This is a genomic window from Nocardia sp. NPDC050697 (genome assembly GCF_040654395.1).
Classification (GTDB): domain Bacteria; phylum Actinomycetota; class Actinomycetes; order Mycobacteriales; family Mycobacteriaceae; genus Nocardia.
Genome location: NZ_JBFAHY010000007.1, coordinates 291,513 through 309,580 on the forward strand (window position 1 = coordinate 291,513; position 18,068 = coordinate 309,580).

The following is an 18,068-nucleotide window of genomic DNA, read 5'->3' on the forward strand; positions in this document are numbered from 1 at the left end:
GGCCCTGCCCCGCTGTAATGTCGGTGGTTGTGAGCAGCGACATCACCGCGTCGGCGGCCTGGCGGAAACTGCACGATCACCACGAGGGTATCGGGGGGACCCACCTGCGCGAGTTCTTCGCCGAGGATCCGGAGCGCGGGCGCGAGCTCGTCGTTCAGGTCGGCGACCTGCGCATCGACTACAGCAAGCACCGGGTGCGCCGCGAAACCCTCGCGCTGCTGGCCGAACTGGCGCGCGAGGCGGATGTCGAGGGGCACCGGGACGCCATGTTCCGCGGCGACCACATCAACACCAGCGAGGACCGCGCGGTCGGCCACATCGCGCTGCGCGCCCCCGCGGGCGACCCGCTGACCATCGACGGCGCCGACGCCACCGCCGAGGTGCACGAGGTGCTGCGCCGGATGGGCGAGTTCACCGACGCGGTGCGCTCCGGGGCGTGGCGCGGCGCCACCGGCGAGCGCATCCACACCGTGGTGAATATCGGCATCGGCGGCTCCGACCTGGGCCCGGTCATGGTGCACCGGGCGCTGCGGCACTACGCCGACGCCGGGATCGACGCCCGCTTCGTCTCCAACGTGGACCCCGCCGACCTGGTCGCCAAGCTCACCGGGCTGAATCCCGCGCACACGCTCTTCGTCATCGCCTCCAAGACCTTCTCCACCCTGGAGACGCTGACCAACGCCACCGCGGCCCGCCGCTGGCTCACCGCCGCGCTCGGCGAGGACGCGGTGGCCAAGCACTTCGTGGCGGTCTCCACCAATGCCGAGCGGGTGGCCGAGTTCGGCATCGACACCGCGAACATGTTCGGCTTCTGGGACTGGGTGGGCGGGCGCTACTCGGTGGACTCGGCCATCGGGCTCTCGGTCATGGCGACCGTCGGGAAGGAGCGCTTCGCCGAGTTCCTGGCCGGGATGCACGCCGTCGACCGGCACTTCGCCACCGCGCCGCTGGAGGCCAACGCGCCGGTGCTGCTCGGGCTGCTCGGCGTCTGGTACTCGAACTTCTTCGGCGCGGAATCCCGTGCGGTGCTGCCGTACTCGAACGACCTCGACCGCTTCCCGGCCTACCTGCAGCAGCTCACCATGGAGTCGAACGGCAAGTCGGTGCGCGCCGACGGCACCCCCGTGCGCACCTCCACCGGCGAGATCTTCTGGGGCGAGCCGGGCACCAATGGCCAGCACGCCTTCTACCAGCTGCTGCACCAGGGCACCCGGCTGGTGCCGGCCGACTTCATCGGCTTCGCCACCCCCACCGACGACCTGCCGACCCGGGACGGCACCGGCAGCATGCACGATCTGCTCATGAGCAACCTCTTCGCGCAGACCAAGGTGCTCGCCTTCGGCAAGACCGCCGAGGAGATCGCCGCCGAGGGCACCGATGCCGCGCTGGTGCCGCACAAGGTGATGCCGGGCAACCGGCCGACCACCACGATCCTGGCGCCCCGGCTCACCCCCTCGGTGGTCGGGCAGCTGATCGCGCTCTACGAGCACATCGTGTTCGTGGAGGGCGTGATCTGGGGTATCGACAGCTTCGACCAGTGGGGCGTCGAGCTGGGCAAGCAGCAGGCGCTCGCCCTCGAGCCGCTGCTCACCGCCGCCGCGGAGCCCGAGCCGCAGGACGACTCCTCCACCGACGCGCTCATTCGCTGGTATCGCGCAGCCCGCGGGTGATGGTCCCGGTGGCGACGGCGAGCAGCACGCCCACCACCACCAGGTCGAACACGATCTGCAGCATGGTGACGATGCGCGCCGCCTGCCCGGTGGCGCGCACATCGCCGTAGCCGACGGTACCCAGCGTGACGATGGTGTAGTACAGCGCGTCGGTGCGCGTCACCAGCCCGTCGAACTGCGCGGAGCCGTTGGTGGCGAGCAGGTAGTAGGTGAGCGCGAAGAAGACGATGGTCACCGTGAGCAGCAGCAGGATGCCGTCGACCTGCCTGCCGGTCTGCCGCGGGGCCGCGGTCAGGCGGCGGATGTGGCGGTCGATGAGCTGGGCCAGGCCCGCGAGGCCGACCAGGAAGGCGAGTGCGCCCAGTATCCGGTCGCCCAGGTTCAGGTTCAGCGGGATGCCGTAGTAGATGAGCAGGGCGCAGAGCACCGCTATCCCGTTGCGGAGTACGTGGGCGCTGTGCGAGTCGCGCATCGCTTCATCATGTGTCCGATGCGAGGCCGATTGCGGTACCCGCGCCGCAACATCGAATTCCGATATCAGCCCGTACTGCGCAGGAACTCGCTGTCCCGTGCCACGTCCTCGAGGACATTCGCGGTCTGCGCCAGTAGCTCGTGCCTGGAATCCGGGCGGACGCGAAGCGCCGAGGTCAGCAGTGCGAGCAGAACGGCTTCGTACGGACTCGGCCGCTCACCGTCCGATTGGCCGTGCACGATCGAGTTCCGCAGTTGGTGCCCCCACTTCGCCTGCACAATCCAGCCCTGTTCGGGGCTCTCGCCCCGGAGTTCGACCTCGGAATCAGCGAGCAGCTGACCGACGCGCTGGTGGGAGATCCCGATGGCATCGGCGATCGCACGGTAACTCAGCCCCGCCGCACGCATCGCCTCCACCGCCGCCAGCCTGCTCGCATCGCGGCTGCGCGCCGCACGGTCGGCCAGCTTCTCCCACTCCTGCAAGCGCTCGACGAGTTCGGTGAAATCGTGCCCGTTCTGGCGGTAGTGCCATTCGATCCAGAAATCATCCGGATCGATGTCGAGGAGAGTCGCGATGAGATCCGATACCGCTCCGGGGAGCTCGCCGAACTGCTCGACATCGGTCGCGCCGCCGGGAACGCCGTCGACCACGGCGACCCACAGATCGTCCTCTCGTGAGACCGAAACCGAGTAGACGGGCAATTGGTCGGTCACTTCTCCTCCATCCAACGCTCGCCGAACACCGGAGTCAGCGCATCCTCGATGCTCCGGAGCACCGTCCAGGACAGCTCGCGTGCGTGGCCCGGCACAACGAACCTACCGGCCTCCCGGCCCTCCTCGTCTCGCACGAGGAACTAGACGCGACTGCCTGGCTATTTGCGATCTGCAATCACCAAATCGGCGAGCTCGCGGGTCCTCGCGATCAGCTCGGCATTGCGCAGGTCGCTGTCGTACACCTTCCTGACGGCCGCCTCCTCGTCCCGCCCGCCCGCGCTGTGCCGCTCCAGGAGGCGCTGCGCGAGGAGGTCGCGGGGGGCGTCGAGGTACCAGACCTCGTCCAGGAGGGGGCGGACCTCCGGCCAGGTCAGCAGGTAGTTCCCTTCGACCAGGGCGATGCGCTGGGTGGTGAAGGTGACGCCGGCGGGCGTTGGCTCGTCGGTGCGGCGGTCGAAGGTCGGCCAGGGGACGGTGCCCGCGCTCCGGAGCGCTCGGAGGTTCGCCACGAAGCCCGCGACGTCGAAGGTGTCCGGCTCGCCCTTGCGCTCCCTGATGCCCCGGCGCTCGAGCACCGCGTTCGGCAGGTGGTATCCGTCCATGGGCGCGATCTCCGCGTCCGGAGCGAGGGCGGCGCGCAGCGCTTCGGCCAGGGTGGATTTGCCGGTGCCGGGCGGGCCGGTGATGCCGAGCAGGTAGCGGTGCTCGGCGGTGCGGGCGTGCGCCGCCACCCGGCGGGCGAGCTCGGTGATCATTCGGGGAACAGGCGCTCGCGCTCGGCGGCGACCACCTGCCTGGCGATCTCGGCCTCGGAGATGTCGAGCGCCTCCGGTGCGCTGGCGGCGGTGGCGCTGACCCGCGCGAACTCCTCGAACAGCACCCGCTTGCGGGCGAGCAGCTCCACGATGCGTTTGTCCACCCCCTCCTCGGAGAGCAGCCGGTACACCTGCACCGACTCCAGCTGGCCCATCCGGTGGGCGCGGGCGATCGCCTGCCACTCGGCGGTCGGTTTGAGCTGCGGTTCGCAGAGGATGACGACGGAGGCGGCCTGGATATTGAGCCCGACCCCGCCCGCGCCGATCTGCGCCACCAGGACGGCGTCCCGCGCGGTGGCGGAGAAGTCGTCGATCATGCGCTGCCTGGCCTGCGGCGGCACCGAGCCGTTCAGCGGGCCGACGACGTTCTTCGCCGACAGGGCACGCACGGTGTCCTCCAGCACGTCCCGGAAGAAGGAGAAGACCAGGACCCGCCTGCCGTTCGCCGCGGCCTCGTCGACGAGCTCGAGCAGCCGCCGCAGCTTGCCGGAGTCCGGCCCGGAGCGGAAAGCCGCGCGGCGCATGGCGGCGAAGTTGCCCGCTCGCACGGCTTCCCGGTAGGCGGCCGCGTCCGCGTCGGAGAGCGGGAGCCACTCGTCCACCTCCACGAGATCGGGCAGCTCGTCGAGTACCTCCCGCTGGTTGCGGCGCAGGTAGGCGGGGGCGACCTGGCGCCGGAACCGGGCGGCGCCGCCGTCCGGCGCACCCGGGAGGAGATCGGGGCGCAGGTACCCGATCAGGGTCCGGAACTCGGACAGCCGGTTCTCCAGCGGCGTTCCGGTCAGCAGGACGGCCCGCTCGGCGGCGTTCAGCAGCCGCGCGGTCCGCTGCGCCCGCTGGGTGCCGGGGTTCTTGATGTAGTGCGCCTCGTCGACGACGACGCACGCCGGCGCGGGCATGGTGTCGAAGGCGGTCGCGAGCCACTCCAGCGTCTCGAAGGTGGTGACGGCGACCCCGCCGCCGCGCTGCCACGCCAGCCCCGCCTCCGCCCGCCCCTGGCCGTGCACCCGATACGGCACCAGGCTCGACTTCCCGATGATCTCCCGCACCCAGTTGGTAACCACGGCCGCCGGGCAGATCACCAGCGCGTGCTTCTCCCCCAGCGCCCGCAGGTGCGCGAGCACGGCGAGCGCCTCGACGGTCTTCCCGAGCCCCATCTCGTCGCCGATCAGCACCTTCCGCTGCACCAGCGCGAAGCGCGCGCCGAAGCTCTGGTACCCGCGCAGCGCGGCGGAGAGGTACGTGGTGTCCAGCCGGGTGGCGCGGATGGCCCGCACGATGTCGTCCGGCAGGTCGCCGCGCTGCTCGTCCTCGGGGCGGAGGCCGAGTTCGTCGAGGAGCGCGAGGTAGTCGGCGGGGCGCGCGGTGAAGTCGTCCCAGGGGTCGGCGGTCGCCGGGGGTGCCGTGCGGGCCGGGTCGCGGCGCAGCAGCCCGGCGGCCGCCTCTTGGAACTCGGTGACCGTCCGCTGCCCCACCCCGAAGACCGCGAGGTGGGTCACCCGCCGGTCGAGGGCCCGCGCGAGCGGGAGGAACTCCGCTGCCGTGTCGGCGGCGCCGCCCGTGGCCCCGCGATGCAGGTCGAGCGCGCGCAGCCGGCGCACCAGCTCGGTCGGCTCCGGACCGCGGTCCTTGCCGTCCAGGCGCAGCGGGGTGTCGTCGCGCGCGGACTGCCACAGGGTGCGGGCCGCGCCCCGGATCCGGGTGGCGGTGGTCGCCCCGATGCCGGGGAGCTGCTCCAGCCGGGAGTCGGCGTCCAGCGCCTGCAGCACGGTCCGGATGCCCGCCTGCTCGAGCGGTGCCGTGCGGATCTTGCCGGTGGTGGCCGCGCGCAGCCGGTCGAGCGGCAGGTCGGCCAGCACGCGGCGCGCGGCGCGGTCGCGCAGCCGCTCGCCCGCGGCTTTCGCCGCGGCCCGCAGGCGTTCCGCTTCGCGGGCGCCGGCGACGAGCGCGTGCACGGCGCCGGGCAGCTCGCGCAGCGTATCGGCGTCGACTAGCGCCGGGGAGTCGCCGAGCTCCGCGCTCCCGGCCGCGAAGCCGACCCGGTCGGCCAGGGCGTCCCGGAGCGCGACCTCGTCGGCCTGACGGTCGGTCTGCCGTGTCAGCCGCTCCAGCAGCTCGGGGATACCGCTCTGCTCGGCCCGGAATGCCGTCAGGAACAGCTCCGCCCGCTCGGCGTCGCGCCGCTTCTGCCCGCCGCTCCACAGCCGCCGCAGGCCGTACAGTGCCCTGCGATTCCGCAGCGCGCGCTCGACCTCGCCGAGCAGCCGGTCCAGCTGCCGCTCCGCCCCGGCGGGCAGCTCCGCCAGCTGCGCGGCCCGCGCGATATCCGCGAGGCGGCGGCCATCGCCCGCGCCGAGCGGGACGATGCGCCAGGCGGCCCGGCGGTCCCGCCGCACCACGACGACGCGGCGGTGCAGCGCGCCGAGCGCGTCCCGTCCGCACGCGCCGATCCGCTCCCGCCGCGCCCGGATGGCCGCGGCCTGCGCCGACCACGCGGCGACGTCGTCGTACGCGCCCTGTTCCCCAGCCATCGCCCTACACGGTAGGGGCCTCAGTCCACGAACGCCCGCTCGACGATGGCCCTGGTGTCGACGCCGACCGGCAGGGTGCCGAAGGCGATGCCCCAGTCGGCGCCGAGGCGGGTGGCGCAGAAGGCGTCGGCGACGGCCGAGTGGCCGTGCCTGACCAGCTGGGCGCCCTGCAGGACCAGGGCCATGAGCTCGATGACGCGGCGCGCGCGGTACTCGATGTCGGAGAGGTCGGTGAGCTCCTTGCCGACGCGGTCGATGGCGTCGTCCAGCCGCGGGTCGGCGCCGCGGGCCAGCGCGACCTCGGCGAAGTACGCCTCGACCGACTCCGGCTGCCTGGCCATGGCGCGCAGCGCGTCGAGCGCGGCGACATTCCCCGACCCCTCCCAGATGGACATGAGCGGCGCCTCGCGGTAGAGCCGCGGCATGCCGGACTCCTCGGCGTACCCGTTGCCGCCGAGGCACTCCAGCGCCTCGGCGGCGTGCGCGGGGGCGCGCTTGCAGACCCAGTACTTGGTGATGGCGAGCGCGATCCGGCGCAGCGCGGCCTCGGCGGGGTCGGCGCCGGCCCGGTCGGTGGCGCCGGCCAGCCGCATCATGACGGTGGTGGCGGCGTCCGACTCGATCACCAGGTCGGCCAGCACATTGCGCATGGCGGGGTGCTCGATCAGGGCCTTGCCGAAGGTCTGCCGGTGCCTGGCGTGGTGCACGGCGTGCACGGCGCCGATCCGCATCCCGGTGGCGGAGCCGATCACGCAGTCCAGCCTGGTCATATTGACCATCTCGATAATGGTCTTCACGCCGGCGCCCTCGGCGCCGACCAGCCATCCGGTGGCGTTCTCGTACTCGATCTCCGACGACGCGTTGGACTTGTTGCCGAGCTTGTCCTTGAGCCGCTGGATGCGGATCGGGTTGCGGGTGCCGTCCGGCAGCACCCGGGGCAGCAGGAAGCAGGAGAGCCCGCCGGGCGCCTTGGCCAGGGTGAGGAACAGGTCCGACATGGGCGCCGAGGTGAACCACTTGTGCCCGACGATCCGGTAGGCGCCGTCCGGCTGCGGGGTGGCGGTGGTGGTGTTGGCGCGCACGTCCGAGCCGCCCTGCTTCTCGGTCATGGACATCCCCGCGATCAGCCCGGTCTTGCTCGACGGTTCCCGCAGCCCGAAGTCGTAGCTGCGCGAGCCGAGCAGCGGCTCGTAGCGCGCGGCGAGCTCGGGGTTGTGCCGGAGCGCGGGGATCACGGCGTAGGTCATGGAGATCGGGCACATGTGCCCGGCGTCGGCGACGCCCCAGGTGTGGAACTTGGCGGCGCGCGCGACGTGCATGCCGGGCCGGTCGTCCAGCCAGGGCGAGCCGTGCAGCCCGTGCTCGACCGCGACCGCCATGAGCTCGTGCCAGGCCGGGTGGAACTCGACCTCGTCGATCCGGTTGCCGTAGCGGTCGTGCGTGCGCAGCACCGGCGGGTAGTCGTTGGCGAGCCGGCCCCACTCCTGCGCCTCGGCGCCGCCCGCGCGCAGCCCGAGCGCGCGGACCTCGGGCTCGGCCCAGCCGCCGCCCTCCCGGTGCAGCCCCTCCAGCAGCGCGGGGTTGCGGGAGACGTCGAACGGGACGATGTCGGGCACCTGGTTGAAGACGTCGTGGGTGTGCATGATCGCTCCTCTCAGCGGAGGCCGAGCGCGCGCAGCGCGAAGGCCACCAGGTCGTCGATGACGGCGGCGTCGGCGGGTTCGGTGGCGAGCGGGCCGACCAGCACCTCGCCGATCGCGCCGACCAGCGCCGCCGCGGTGACCGCAGGGCGCTGCGGCGGCAGCTCGCCGCGGGCGATGCCCGCCGCGACCGCGCCCTCGAAGGTCTCGGCGAAGGCGCGCCGGAAGTGCAGCCGCTCGGCGTCGACGGCGGCGTCCACCGGCTCGGCGAGCAGCACGTAGGCCAGCTTGGGGTTGCGCAGGGCGCGCCCGGCGAAGGTGCGGACGGCGGCCGAGACCCGCTCCGCCGACGAGAGCTCCGCGGCATTCGCGGCCGAGCGCACCGCGGCCACCTCGTGCGTGACGACCTTCCGGAAGACCGCCCGCACCAGCTCGGCCTTGCCCGCGTAGTGCTTGTAGACGGTGCCGGTGGCGATCTCGGCCTCGGCGGCCACCGCGGCCATGGAGAGCCCGGCGAAACCGTCCCGCGCGAGCACCCGCCCGGCGGCCTGCGTGATCAGCCCGGCCTGCGCATCGAGCCGGGCCTGCACGGCGGGGGTTCTGCGGTACGCCACGCAAGAAGTGAAGCATCCATTCACTTCTTCGCGCAAGGGGGTAGGGTCGACCCGTGAACGCAGTGCGGGTAGAACGCTCCGGCCCCGTGACCACGGTGATCCTGGATCGCCCCGAGGCGCGCAATGCGGTGGACGGCCCCACCGCCGCCGCGCTCAGCGCCGCCTTCCGCGCGTTCGACGCGGACGAGGAGGCGGCCGTCGCGGTGCTCTGGGGCGCCAATGGCACCTTCTGCGCGGGCGCCGACCTGAAGGGGCTCGGCACCGAGCGCTCGAATGTCGTCACCGAGGACGGCGACGGGCCGATGGGGCCGACCCGGATGGTGCTGAGCAAGCCGGTGATCGCCGCCGTCTCCGGGTACGCGGTGGCGGGCGGGCTGGAGCTGGCGCTCTGGTGCGATCTGCGCATCGCCGAGGCGGACAGCACCTTCGGCGTGTTCTGCCGGCGCTGGGGTGTGCCGCTCATCGACGGCGGCACGGTGCGGCTGCCGCGGATCGTGGGCCAGGGGCGGGCCATGGAGCTGATCCTCACCGGGCGCGCGGTGGATGCCGCCGAGGCGCTCGCCATCGGGCTGGCGAATCGGGTGGTGCCCGCCGGGCAGGCCCGGGCCGCCGCCGAGGAGCTCGCGCGGGAGCTGGCCGGGCTGCCGCAGCCGTGCCTGCGCTCGGACCGCATGTCGGTGCTGGAGCAGGAGGGGCTGGACGAGGCCGATGCCCTGCGCGCCGAATACCACCACGGGCTGCGGGCGCTCGCCGGTGGCGCCCTGGAGGGGGCGCGGCGGTTCGCCTCCGGAGCGGGGCGGCACGGGGAGGCCGCCTCGTCGTGACGGCACGGCTGAGCGTCGTGGACGAGATCTTTCTGCGGACGCATCGCGGTATGGGGACGCCGATCGTGCTGCAGGGGGTGTGGCGGACCGCCGAGCGGGTGCCGGTCGGGGTGCTGTGGGCGCTGCGGGAGGGGCTGCGGACCGGGGAGCTCGGGCGGCGGGTGCGGAGTGCCCGGGTGCCGGGGGCGCGGCGCGCGTGGGTGCGCAATGTGCGCGGTCTGCCGCTGACGCTCTACGGAGTGCTGCCCGTTGCCGGGCTGCTGGATTGGGCCGACGCGCGCGGCGCCGAGCTGGACCCCGCGCGCGGGCCCGGGTGGCGGCTGGCGTACGCGCCGCTCGCCGACGGCGGCGCGGTGGTCTCGCTGACCTGCTCGCACGTGCTGGCGGATGGCCGGGCGCTTGTCCTCGCCGCGGATCGCGCGCTGCGCGGGGTCGCGGGTGCGGTGGAGGTGCTTCCGCTGGACGCGCGGAGTGACTGGGGGGATGCCCGGCGGCAGTGGGGTGTGGTGCTCGATGGGACCGCGCGGGCGGGGTGGGAACGGTTGCGGCGCGGTGTCTCCGGTCCAGCCGCGCATCGCGCCACGGGGCCGCTCACCGCCCCCGCACTGCTACAACCCGTGGCACCGGTGACGCAGCGGTCGATCCCCCGGCGCGCACTCCCCGCGGACCGCGGACCCCGGCTCCGCACCTCCCCGGTCCCACCGGACACCACCGCCACCGTCACCCTCGTCGCCCAATCCCCCCTCGCCACCTGGGATTCCATTGCCGAGGAGCACAAGGGCACCCCCAATAGCCTCTTTGTGGCGCTGATCGCGCACACCCTCTGGGAACTCGGCCACCACCGGGACGAACTCACCGCGAGCCTCCCGGTCGACACCAGGGCCGAACCGCGCGTCGACAACGACCTCGCGGTCACCGCCCTCCGCATCACCCGCACCGACACCCCCGCCGACCTGCGCGAGAAGGCCCGCGCCGCCTACGAGTACCGCATGACCAGCCCGGCGGGCATCCCGGAGCAGATCCTCCAGGTGCTCCCGGACCGCTGGGCCCACACCCTCGCCGCGGGCGCGGGCGAACGCGACATCCTCTGCTCGAATATCGGCCCGCTCCCGGCCTCCATCGGCGCCCTCGGCCCGAGCCGCTGCACCGGCATGGCCGCCCGCGCCATCCACCCCGGGCTGCGCCCGGACCGGCTGCCGCGCACCCGCCTCTCCGGCTACCTCTGCCACCTCGGCGGCGAGTACACCCTGGCCCTGGTCAGCCTGGAGCCCGAGCGCACCCGCGCCGAACTGAGCGCCGCGCTGCTGCGCGCCGCCGAACCCTTCGGGCTGCCGCTCACACCGTGGTGACGGCGACCCGCCGCAGCACCGAATCCGGTACGCCGACCCCGGGTTCCAGGTCGGCCGAGGAGATGGGCGGGTCGAAGACCTGACGCATCGGCAGCACCCCGGCCCAGACCCCGCCGGCCGCGATGTCGCCGGCATCGTCCACCGGCCCACCGGTGCGCACCTTCACCGAGGCCTCGGTGAGGTCGAGCGCGAGCACCAGCGTCGCCGCCAGCTCCCGGTCGCTGGGCGGCCGCACCCGCTCCCAGGAGCCGGGGGCGGTGTGCTCGACGACCACCCGCAGCGCGTGCAGCCGCCGCTCGGTGTCGGTGAGCCGCTCCGGCCTGCCGTGGATCACCGCCGAGCGGAAGTTCATCGAGAAGTGCATGGCCGAGCGGGCGTAGACGATGCCGTCCACCTGGGTGACGCTCACGCAGACGTCGCCGGTGAGCGCGGCCCGCATGTTCCCGGAGCCGGTGGAGCCGTGCAGGTAGAGAGTGTCGCCGTCGCGGCCGTAGACGGTCGGCACCACCAGCGGGGCGCCGTCGAGCACGACGCCGAGGTGGCAGAGCGCGCCCGCGTCGAGCAGGGCGTCGAGCTCGGCGCGGTCGGTGCGGCCGCGCTCCCGGCTGCGGGTGAGCCGGGTGCGGGGGGTCGGGGCGAGCGGGGCACGTTCGGTCATGGTTCCAGCGTGACGCCGGGGGTGGCATTATCGAATAGCCAATTCCCGAGGACTTCGGAAGACCACTTCGCATGCCCACCCCCGCCGATGACCTGCCGCTCGCCGTCGACCGGGCGAGCGCGGTCCCGCTCGCCGTGCAGGTCGCGGATGGTCTGCGCGGCGCGGCGGGCTCCGGGCTGCTGCGCCGGGGCGACCGGCTGCCTTCCTCCCGCGCGCTCGCGGCCCGGCTCGGGGTGAGCCGCACCGTGGTCGCGGCGGCGTACGACCGCCTGCACGCCGAGGGCTGGCTGGGCGGGCGGCAGGGCTCGGGCACCTACCTGCTCGCCGCACCCGCCGCTGCGCCCGCGGCCCCGGCGCCGCCGCCGTCCGAAACCGAACACCACGGCCTGATCGACCTCGCGCCGGGCGCGCCCTGCGCCGCCGTCATCGACCGGGCGGCCTGGCGCCGGGCCTGGCGCGCCGCCGCCGACCGGCTGCCCGCCACCCGGCGCGACCGGGCGGGCGAGCCCGTCTACCGCGGCGCCGTCGCCGAGCACCTGCTGCGCCACCGCGGCCTGGCCGCCGGACCCGAGGTGACCGTGCTGGCGACCACCGGCACCGGCGCCGCGGTCGCCGAGATCGCCGCCGCGGCGCTGCCGCCGGGCGCGGCGGTGGCCGTCGAGGACCCCGGCTACCAGCGCGCGGTCGGCGGCTTCCTGGCCGCCGGGCTGCGGGTGCTCCCGGTGCCGGTGGACGACGGCGGGCTGCGCGTCGACCTGATCCCGGACGGCGTCGCCGCGGTCTACTGCACCCCCGCGCACCAGTTCCCGCTCGGTAGCCGGATGAGCGCGGAGCGCCGGGTGCACCTGGTCGACCTGGCCCGCGAGCGCCGCTTCCTGGTGCTGGAGGACGACTACGACGGCGAGCTCCGCTACGACACCGCCCCGCTGCCGCTGCTCGCCGCGCTGGCCCCGGACGTGGTGGTGCACCTCGGCACCACCAGCAAGATCCTCTCCCCCACGCTCGGCGCGGGCTGGCTGGTCGCCGCGCCCGAGGTGGCCGCCGCGGTGCTCGCGCACCGGGACCACACCGGCACCGCGCCGTCGCCCGCGGGCCAGCTGGTCCTCGCCGAACTCGCCGCGCACGGCGATCTCGCCGGACACCTGCGCAAACTGCGCCGGGTCATGCCCGCCCGTCGCACGTTGCTGCTCGACCACCTCACCGGCCTCGAGGTGCTCGGCGACGACGCGGGCTCGCACGTCGTAGTTCCGCTCCCCGATGCCGCGGCCGAACGGGACGCGGTCCGCGCCGCCGCGGCGCGCGGCGTGCTCTTCGACGGCCTGGCCAGGCACCACCTCGGCGAGCCGCACCGCTTCGGCGTCGCGCTCGGCTACTCGGCGGCGAGCGAGCCCGAGCTCGCCGTCGCCGCTCGGATAGCGGGTGAGTGCCTGCGACGGTCGTAGCATGGGCGGCATGAGCGAACAGGACCTCCTGGCCCGTATCCGTGAGCTGGTCGACCGGGAGCACGAGCTCCGATCGCAGGCCGAGAACCGGGAGATCGATCCGGAGACCGAGCGCCGCAAGCTCGCCGAACTCGAGGTCACCCTCGACCAGTGCTGGGACCTGCTGCGGCAGCGCCGGGCCCGGCTGGACGCGGGCGAATCCCCCGACGACGCCGAGGTCAACCCGCCCGGCCAGGTCGAGAACTACCTCCAGTAGCCGTGACCGACGAATTCGACGTCATCGTGATCGGGGCGGGGCCGGCCGGCGAGAACGCCGCCGCCTACGCCATCGCGGGCAGCGACCGCACCGCCGCGCTGGTCGAGCGCGAGCTGGTCGGCGGCGAGTGCTCCTACTGGGCCTGCATCCCCAGCAAGGCGCTGCTCCGCCCCGGCCACGTGCTCGCCGCCGCCAGGGCCATGCCCGGCGTCACCGCCGACGGCCTCGACGTGGCAGCGGTGCTGGCCCGCCGCGACTCCTTCACGCACCGCGACGACCGCGGCCACGACGACTGCTCCCAGGTCGACTGGGCCGAGGACAACCGGATCACGGTGGTCCGCGGGCACGGGCGGCTCGCGGGCGAGCGCACCGTCGAGGTGGACGGCCGCACCCTGCGCGCCAGGCACGCCGTCGTCGTCGCCACCGGCACCACCGCAGCGGTCCCCGATGTCCCCGGCCTGCGCGCGGCGCTGCCCTGGACCTCGCGCGACGCCACCGCCGTCACCGAGATCCCCGGCCACATCGCCATCATCGGCGGCGGCGTCGTCGCCTGCGAGGCCGCGACCTGGCTGGCCGCGCTCGGCGCGCGGGTGACGCTGCTGGTCCGCGGGCGGGCCCTGCTCGCCGGGAACGAGCCGTTCGCGGGCGAGCGGGTCGCGGCCGCGCTCACCGCGACCGGGCGGGTCGAGCTCCGCTTCGGCGCGCAGCCGGAGCGGGTGCACCGGCCGGCGGCCGCCGACACCGGCGAAGGCCGGATCCACGGCGGCCCGGTCACCGTCGAGCTGAGTGACGGGGCGACCGTCGAGGCCGACGAGATCCTGGTGGCGGCGGGCCGCGCCCCGCACACCGGCGACCTCGGGCTGGCGACCGTCGGGCTGGAGCCCGGCTACCTCGCGGTCGACGACCACCTCACCGTCGACGGGGTGCCCGGCGAGTGGCTGTACGCGGTCGGCGATGTGAACCACCGGGTCGCGCTCACGCACATGGGCAAGTACCAGGCCAGGGTGGCGGGCGAGGTGATCGCCGCCCGCGCCGACGGCCGCCCGCTGGACGACGCCCGCTACACCGCGCTGGCCGACCACGACCTGGCGCCGCAGGTGGTCTACACCGCGCCGGAGGTGGCGGCGGTCGGGCTCACCGAGGCCGCGGCCAGGGAGCGCGGGCTCACCGTCTCGGCGGTCGAGCTGGACATCGCGGTGGCGGGTTCGGCGCTGGCCAGGGACGACTATGCCGGGCACGCCAAGCTGGTGATCGACGAGACCACCGACACCCTGGTCGGCGCCACCTTCGTCGGGCCGGAGGTGGGTGAGCAGCTGCACGCGGCGACCATCGCGGTGGTCGGCCGGGTACCGCTGGCGACGCTGTGGCACGCGGTCCCGGCGTTTCCGGCGGTCAGCGAGTTCTGGCTGCGGTTGCTGGAGGCGCGGCGGTAGCGCTGGCACCCGGTGCCGGTCGGGTCCGCGGTACCGCCGGTTCCGGTTACCCCTGTCGGCAAGCGCCCGCGCTGGATACCATCGGGGCATGGTGGCAACGACAGACATCACGATCGCCGACGGCGTCGTCCGCGGTCGCCGCGGTCGCCGGGTACTGCGCTGGCGATCCATTCCGTACGCGGCCCCGCCCACCGGCGACCAGCGCTTCCGCGCGCCGCAGCCGGTGCAGCCGTGGTCCGGCGTCCGGGACGCGACCGAGTTCGGCAACGCGGCCATGCAGCACCGCGCGGGAGCCCGGATCGGCCCGCGCGGGTACCAGCCGACCAGCGAGGATTCGCTGACACTGAATGTCACGGTGCCCGCGCGGGCCGCCGCCTCGCCGCGGCCGGTGCTGGTCTTCATCCACGGCGGCGGGTACCTCTTCGGCACCTCGGCGCTCGGGCTCTACTCCGGGGCCAGGCTGGCGCAGCGCGGCGACGCCATCGTGGTCTCGCTGAACTACCGGCTCGGCGTCTTCGGCTACGTGGACTTCAGCGAGTACAGCAGCGAGAGCCGCGCCTACGAGAGCAACCTGGGGCTGCGCGACCAGGTGGCCGCGCTGCGCTGGGTGCGCGACAATATCGCCGCCTTCGGTGGCGACCCGGGCAATGTCACGATCTTCGGCGAATCCGCGGGCGCGCACGCCGTGCTCGCCCTGCTCGGCACCCCCGAGGCGGGCGGCCTCTTCCACCGCGCCATCTCGCAGAGCCCGCCCGCCGACTGGGCGATGACCGCCGACGACGCGCGCACCTTCGCCCGCCGCTGCCTGGACGAGCTGGACATCGCCCCGGAGACGGCGAACAGGGCGCTCGGCACCGTCGACGGGCACGACCTGCGCCGCGCCTTCAACAAGGTCGCGCGCCGGGTCGTGCACGAGCGGCGCGGCCTCTTCCCCACCGCGCCCGTGGTCGACGGCGAGTACCTGCCGCTGCCGCCGGTGCAGGCCATCGAGGAGGGCAGCGCGCACCGGGTGCCGCTGATCATCGGCACCAACCGGGACGAGGGCACGCTCTTCGCCAAGTTCGCCGACGAGCTGCCGACCACCCCCGACCGGCTGCGCTCCGCGCTGGAGTCGGTCGGCGCCGACCAGGAGCGGATCGCCGCCGCCTACCCCGGCTTCGCGGACGATCCCCGGGTCGCGGTGCGGGCCGGTGGCGACTACGTCTTCTGGCGGCCGTCGCTGCGGGTGATGGCCGGGCACAGCAGGCACGCCCCGACCTACGCCTACCGCTACGACTTCGCCCCGCGCGCGCTGCACCTCGCCGGGCTCGGCGCCACCCACGCCTCCGACCTCATCCCGGTCTTCGGCGGCGGCGAGGGGCCGCTCGGCCGGGCCATCACCGCGGCCGGCGGCGGCAGCGGGCTGCGCGCCGTCACCAGGCAATTCCAGGACAACTGGGTGGAGTTCGCGCGCACCGGAACCCCGCTGCCCTCCTGGCCGCGCTACACCGAGGAGCGGCGCAGCACCCTGATCATCGACGACCCGACCCGGGTCGAGCACGATCCGGAGCCGACCAAGCGGCTGGCCTGGCAGGGCGTCGGGGTGCCGAGCCTCACTTGAGCAGCCGGGACATCCGGCGGTCGGCGAGGGTCCGGCCGCCGGTCTGGCAGGTGGGGCAGTACTGGAACGAGCGATCCACGTAGGAGACCTCGCGCACGGTGTCGCCGCAGACCGGGCAGGCTTCGCCGGTGCGGGCGTGCACCCGCATCCCCGAGCGCTTCTCGCCCTTCAGCCGGGCGGCGTCCTGCCCGACCGAGCGCTGCACCGCGTCGGTGAGCACCGCGCGCATGGCGTCGTACAGCTCGGCCGTCTTCGCCTCCGGCAGCGTCTTGGTATTGGCGAACGGCGAGACCTTGGCGGTGTGCAGGATCTCGTCCGAGTAGGCGTTGCCGATCCCCGCGAGCAGCGTCTGGTCCACGATGGCGGTCTTGATCCGCTGCGAGGTGCCGTGCAGGATCGCGCCGAACTCCGCCTCGGTGAGCGCCAGCGCGTCCGGCCCGAGCCGGGCGATCCCCGGCACCTGCTGCGGATCCTCCACCACGTACACCGCCAGCCGCTTCTTGGTGCCCGCCTCGGTGAGGTCGAAGGCGGGGGTCGCGCCCGCCGGGGTGAAGAAGTGCACCCGCAGCGCCAGCGGCCCCTTCCCCGGCTTCGGCGGGTTCGGGCTCGGCTCGTCGATCCAGCGCAGCCAGCCGCCCCGCGACAAATGCGTGAGCAGCCACAACCCGCCGCACTCCAGCCCGAGGAACTTCCCGAACCGCCCCGCCCCCGTCACATCCCGCCCGGAGAGCGCCGTGATCGGCGGCTCGAAGGTCTTCACCGCGCTCAGCGCCGCCACATCGATCCGCCCGACCACCGCACCGGTCGCATGCTCCCGCAGGAACTGCGCCAGCGCCTCGATCTCCGGCAGTTCGGGCACATCGTCAGGTTACCGGCGGGGGGCGACAGGTGCGGGGATCAACTCGGCGCCGTCAGCTGCCAGACGTGACCGTCGGGGTCGGCGAAGGTGGCGGTGAAGCCCCAGGGCTGGGCACCGGGGGCGGTGATGACGGTGGCGCCCGCCGCGCGGGCGCGGTCGGTGGCGGCGGTGACGTCGGCATCGGTGCGGAGGTCGAGGCCGAGGAGGCATTCGCTGGCGCCTGGATCGGCGATCGGGCGGTCGCCGAGGACCCAGCCGAAACCGCCGGTGGGGACGAGCATGAGGGTGGTGCGGGCGTCGAGGCGGTACCGCAGGGGCTCGGGAACGCCGTCGTCGGCGAGTTCGCCGAAGGGTTCGAGGCCGAGGGCGTCGCGGTAGAAGGTGACGGCGCGGCGGCGGTCCTCGGTGGGCAGCGCGATGACCAGCGGCGGCACCAGGGTGCCGCGGCGGAGCAGGTAGATGTCCATGATCCAGCCCTTGGCGGCGCGCAGCTCGGCGCGGCGGGCCACGATGCGCGGCCCGACCTCGGCGAGCGGGCCCTCGATCAGCTCCTCGTCCGGCATGCCGAGGTAGGCGCCCCACCAGATGTGCACGCCGTCCGGCGGGAGCGTGGTCCACGCGCAGTCGCCGTCCAGCATGACCAGCGTCGGGTCGTTGCCGAGCCCTTCGGCGCGGAGCCTGCGGCCGGTGGTGATGTGCACCGGCTCGCCGATGCCGTGCAGCACCGTGCGGTGCGCCGCCGCCAGCGCCTGCGGGCTGGTGATGCCGGGGATCACGGTGTACTCGAAATCCTGGCTGCCGCGAATGGTCTCGATCAGCCGCAGCGTGCTGTCGTAGAGCGCCGGGTCGCCCCAGACCAGGATGCCGCCGACCCCGTCGGCGGCGGCGAACTCGGCGGCGAGCAGGGCGGCGCGGCGGCGGTGCCAGTCCTCGACCGCGCCGCGGTAGTCGCCGGGGTCGCGGTCGCGCGGGGGGTCCTGCACCTCGACCACCCGGTGCCCCGGCTTGGCGTGCCGGTCGAGGATGGTGGCGCGCAGGTCGAGCAGTTCCCGCTTGTCCTCGCCCTTGCCGATGACGAAGAAGGTGTCGACCCGGCCGATCGCCGCGACGGCCTGCAGGGTCACCTGGTCCGGGTGGCCGGCGCCGATTCCGATCACGTGGAGCGTCCGCATGCGCCGAGACTCTAGAGTCG

16 protein-coding genes and 1 pseudogene are annotated in these 18,068 nt (G+C 74.0%); 7 read left to right on the forward strand and 10 right to left on the reverse strand.

The genetic code is table 11. From position 1 onward, the window contains the following. Window positions 1-29: 29 nt before the first annotated feature. Window positions 30-1,670 carry a glucose-6-phosphate isomerase gene (pgi, locus tag AB0H71_RS24680; RefSeq protein WP_357025265.1) on the forward strand — a complete coding sequence of 547 codons (1,641 nt, stop codon included), beginning with the start codon at window positions 30-32 and terminating at the stop codon, window positions 1,668-1,670. On the opposite strand, the gene AB0H71_RS24685 is transcribed toward pgi, so the two are convergent. The 6 genes from AB0H71_RS24685 to AB0H71_RS24710 form a co-directional block, all read right to left on the reverse strand. Beyond that, window positions 1,639-2,142 carry a potassium channel family protein gene (locus tag AB0H71_RS24685; RefSeq protein WP_357025268.1) on the reverse strand — a complete coding sequence of 168 codons (504 nt, stop codon included), beginning with the start codon at window positions 2,140-2,142 and terminating at the stop codon, window positions 1,639-1,641. The two genes, pgi and AB0H71_RS24685, sit on opposite strands and share 32 nt — an antisense overlap. A gap of 65 nt (window positions 2,143-2,207) precedes the next feature. After that, window positions 2,208-2,855 (reverse strand): hypothetical protein, encoded by a 648-nt coding sequence (locus tag AB0H71_RS24690; protein WP_357025271.1) that lies wholly within the window; start codon window positions 2,853-2,855, stop codon window positions 2,208-2,210. A gap of 158 nt (window positions 2,856-3,013) precedes the next feature. Further along, window positions 3,014-3,610, reverse strand: a complete 597-nt coding sequence (locus tag AB0H71_RS24695) for a nucleoside triphosphate hydrolase (protein WP_357025274.1) — start codon at window positions 3,608-3,610, stop codon at window positions 3,014-3,016. Further along, the gene (locus AB0H71_RS24700; RefSeq protein ID WP_357025276.1) at window positions 3,607-6,201 is read right to left on the reverse strand and encodes a DEAD/DEAH box helicase; all 2,595 of its coding nucleotides are present in this window, start codon (window positions 6,199-6,201) and stop codon (window positions 3,607-3,609) included. The genes AB0H71_RS24695 and AB0H71_RS24700 overlap by 4 nt, the downstream gene beginning before the upstream one ends. Window positions 6,202-6,221: 20 nt before the next feature. Next, window positions 6,222-7,844, reverse strand: a complete 1,623-nt coding sequence (locus AB0H71_RS24705) for an acyl-CoA dehydrogenase family protein (RefSeq protein ID WP_357025279.1) — start codon at window positions 7,842-7,844, stop codon at window positions 6,222-6,224. Window positions 7,845-7,855: 11 nt separating this feature from the next. Further along, a complete protein-coding gene (locus AB0H71_RS24710; protein ID WP_357025281.1) occupies window positions 7,856-8,455 on the reverse strand; it encodes a TetR family transcriptional regulator in 600 nt (199 codons plus the stop codon). 53 nt (window positions 8,456-8,508) lie between these two features. Here AB0H71_RS24710 and AB0H71_RS24715 point away from each other — a divergent pair, with 53 nt between their 5' ends. After that, window positions 8,509-9,279: a crotonase/enoyl-CoA hydratase family protein gene (locus tag AB0H71_RS24715; protein WP_357025284.1), complete on the forward strand. Its 771-nt coding sequence runs from the start codon at window positions 8,509-8,511 to the stop codon at window positions 9,277-9,279. Continuing rightward, window positions 9,276-10,628 (forward strand): hypothetical protein, encoded by a 1,353-nt coding sequence (locus tag AB0H71_RS24720; RefSeq protein WP_357025287.1) that lies wholly within the window; start codon window positions 9,276-9,278, stop codon window positions 10,626-10,628. The genes AB0H71_RS24715 and AB0H71_RS24720 overlap by 4 nt, the downstream gene beginning before the upstream one ends. Here AB0H71_RS24720 and AB0H71_RS24725 read toward each other — a convergent pair. After that, window positions 10,615-11,286, reverse strand: a complete 672-nt coding sequence (locus tag AB0H71_RS24725) for a pyridoxamine 5'-phosphate oxidase family protein (RefSeq protein WP_357025290.1) — start codon at window positions 11,284-11,286, stop codon at window positions 10,615-10,617. The genes AB0H71_RS24720 and AB0H71_RS24725 overlap by 14 nt on opposite strands. 71 nt (window positions 11,287-11,357) lie before the next feature. On the opposite strand from AB0H71_RS24725, the gene AB0H71_RS24730 reads away from it, so the two are divergent. From AB0H71_RS24730 to AB0H71_RS24745, 4 genes are all read left to right on the forward strand, one after another. Next, window positions 11,358-12,728, forward strand: coding sequence for a PLP-dependent aminotransferase family protein (locus tag AB0H71_RS24730; RefSeq protein WP_357025292.1), 1,371 nt, complete (start codon window positions 11,358-11,360; stop codon window positions 12,726-12,728). 10 nt (window positions 12,729-12,738) lie between these two features. Then, entirely contained in the window at window positions 12,739-12,984 is a 246-nt protein-coding gene (locus tag AB0H71_RS24735; RefSeq protein WP_357025295.1) for a DUF2630 family protein, read from the forward strand. A gap of 2 nt (window positions 12,985-12,986) precedes the next feature. Then, window positions 12,987-14,417 (forward strand): NAD(P)/FAD-dependent oxidoreductase, encoded by a 1,431-nt coding sequence (locus AB0H71_RS24740; protein WP_357025297.1) that lies wholly within the window; start codon window positions 12,987-12,989, stop codon window positions 14,415-14,417. Between the two features lie 88 nt (window positions 14,418-14,505). Further along, on the forward strand, window positions 14,506-16,017 hold the full coding sequence (locus AB0H71_RS24745) for a carboxylesterase/lipase family protein (RefSeq protein ID WP_357025300.1): 1,512 nt from the start codon (window positions 14,506-14,508) through the stop codon (window positions 16,015-16,017). Here the strand turns inward: AB0H71_RS24745 and AB0H71_RS24750 are convergent. The 3 genes and pseudogenes from AB0H71_RS24750 to cobF form a co-directional block, all read right to left on the reverse strand. After that, complete coding sequence (locus AB0H71_RS24750) at window positions 16,010-16,876, reverse strand: DNA-formamidopyrimidine glycosylase family protein (protein WP_357025303.1); 867 nt, start codon at window positions 16,874-16,876, stop codon at window positions 16,010-16,012. The genes AB0H71_RS24745 and AB0H71_RS24750 overlap by 8 nt on opposite strands. Before the next feature lie 38 nt (window positions 16,877-16,914). Beyond that, the gene (locus AB0H71_RS24755) at window positions 16,915-17,343 is read right to left on the reverse strand and encodes a VOC family protein (RefSeq protein WP_357025586.1); all 429 of its coding nucleotides are present in this window, start codon (window positions 17,341-17,343) and stop codon (window positions 16,915-16,917) included. Further along, a pseudogene (cobF, locus tag AB0H71_RS24760) lies at window positions 17,320-18,048 on the reverse strand (precorrin-6A synthase (deacetylating)); the annotation flags it as partial. The gene AB0H71_RS24755 and the pseudogene cobF, both read right to left, overlap by 24 nt. Window positions 18,049-18,068 lie beyond the last annotated feature (20 nt).

Bases quoted from the DNA above. Each gene is read 5' to 3' on its own strand.
- AB0H71_RS24685 (WP_357025268.1), bottom strand. From the start codon at position 2,142: ATGCGCGACTCGCACAGCGCCCACGTACTCCGCAACGGGATAGCGGTG.
- AB0H71_RS24745 (WP_357025300.1), top strand. From the start codon at position 14,506: ATGGTGGCAACGACAGACATCACGATCGCCGACGGCGTCGTCCGCGGT.
- AB0H71_RS24735 (WP_357025295.1), top strand. From the start codon at position 12,739: ATGAGCGAACAGGACCTCCTGGCCCGTATCCGTGAGCTGGTCGACCGG.
- AB0H71_RS24695 (WP_357025274.1), bottom strand. From the start codon at position 3,610: ATGATCACCGAGCTCGCCCGCCGGGTGGCGGCGCACGCCCGCACCGCC.
- AB0H71_RS24755 (WP_357025586.1), bottom strand. From the start codon at position 17,343: ATGGACATCTACCTGCTCCGCCGCGGCACCCTGGTGCCGCCGCTGGTC.
- AB0H71_RS24700 (WP_357025276.1), bottom strand. From the start codon at position 6,201: ATGGCTGGGGAACAGGGCGCGTACGACGACGTCGCCGCGTGGTCGGCG.
- AB0H71_RS24725 (WP_357025290.1), bottom strand. From the start codon at position 11,286: ATGACCGAACGTGCCCCGCTCGCCCCGACCCCCCGCACCCGGCTCACC.
- AB0H71_RS24705 (WP_357025279.1), bottom strand. From the start codon at position 7,844: ATGCACACCCACGACGTCTTCAACCAGGTGCCCGACATCGTCCCGTTC.
- AB0H71_RS24730 (WP_357025292.1), top strand. From the start codon at position 11,358: ATGCCCACCCCCGCCGATGACCTGCCGCTCGCCGTCGACCGGGCGAGC.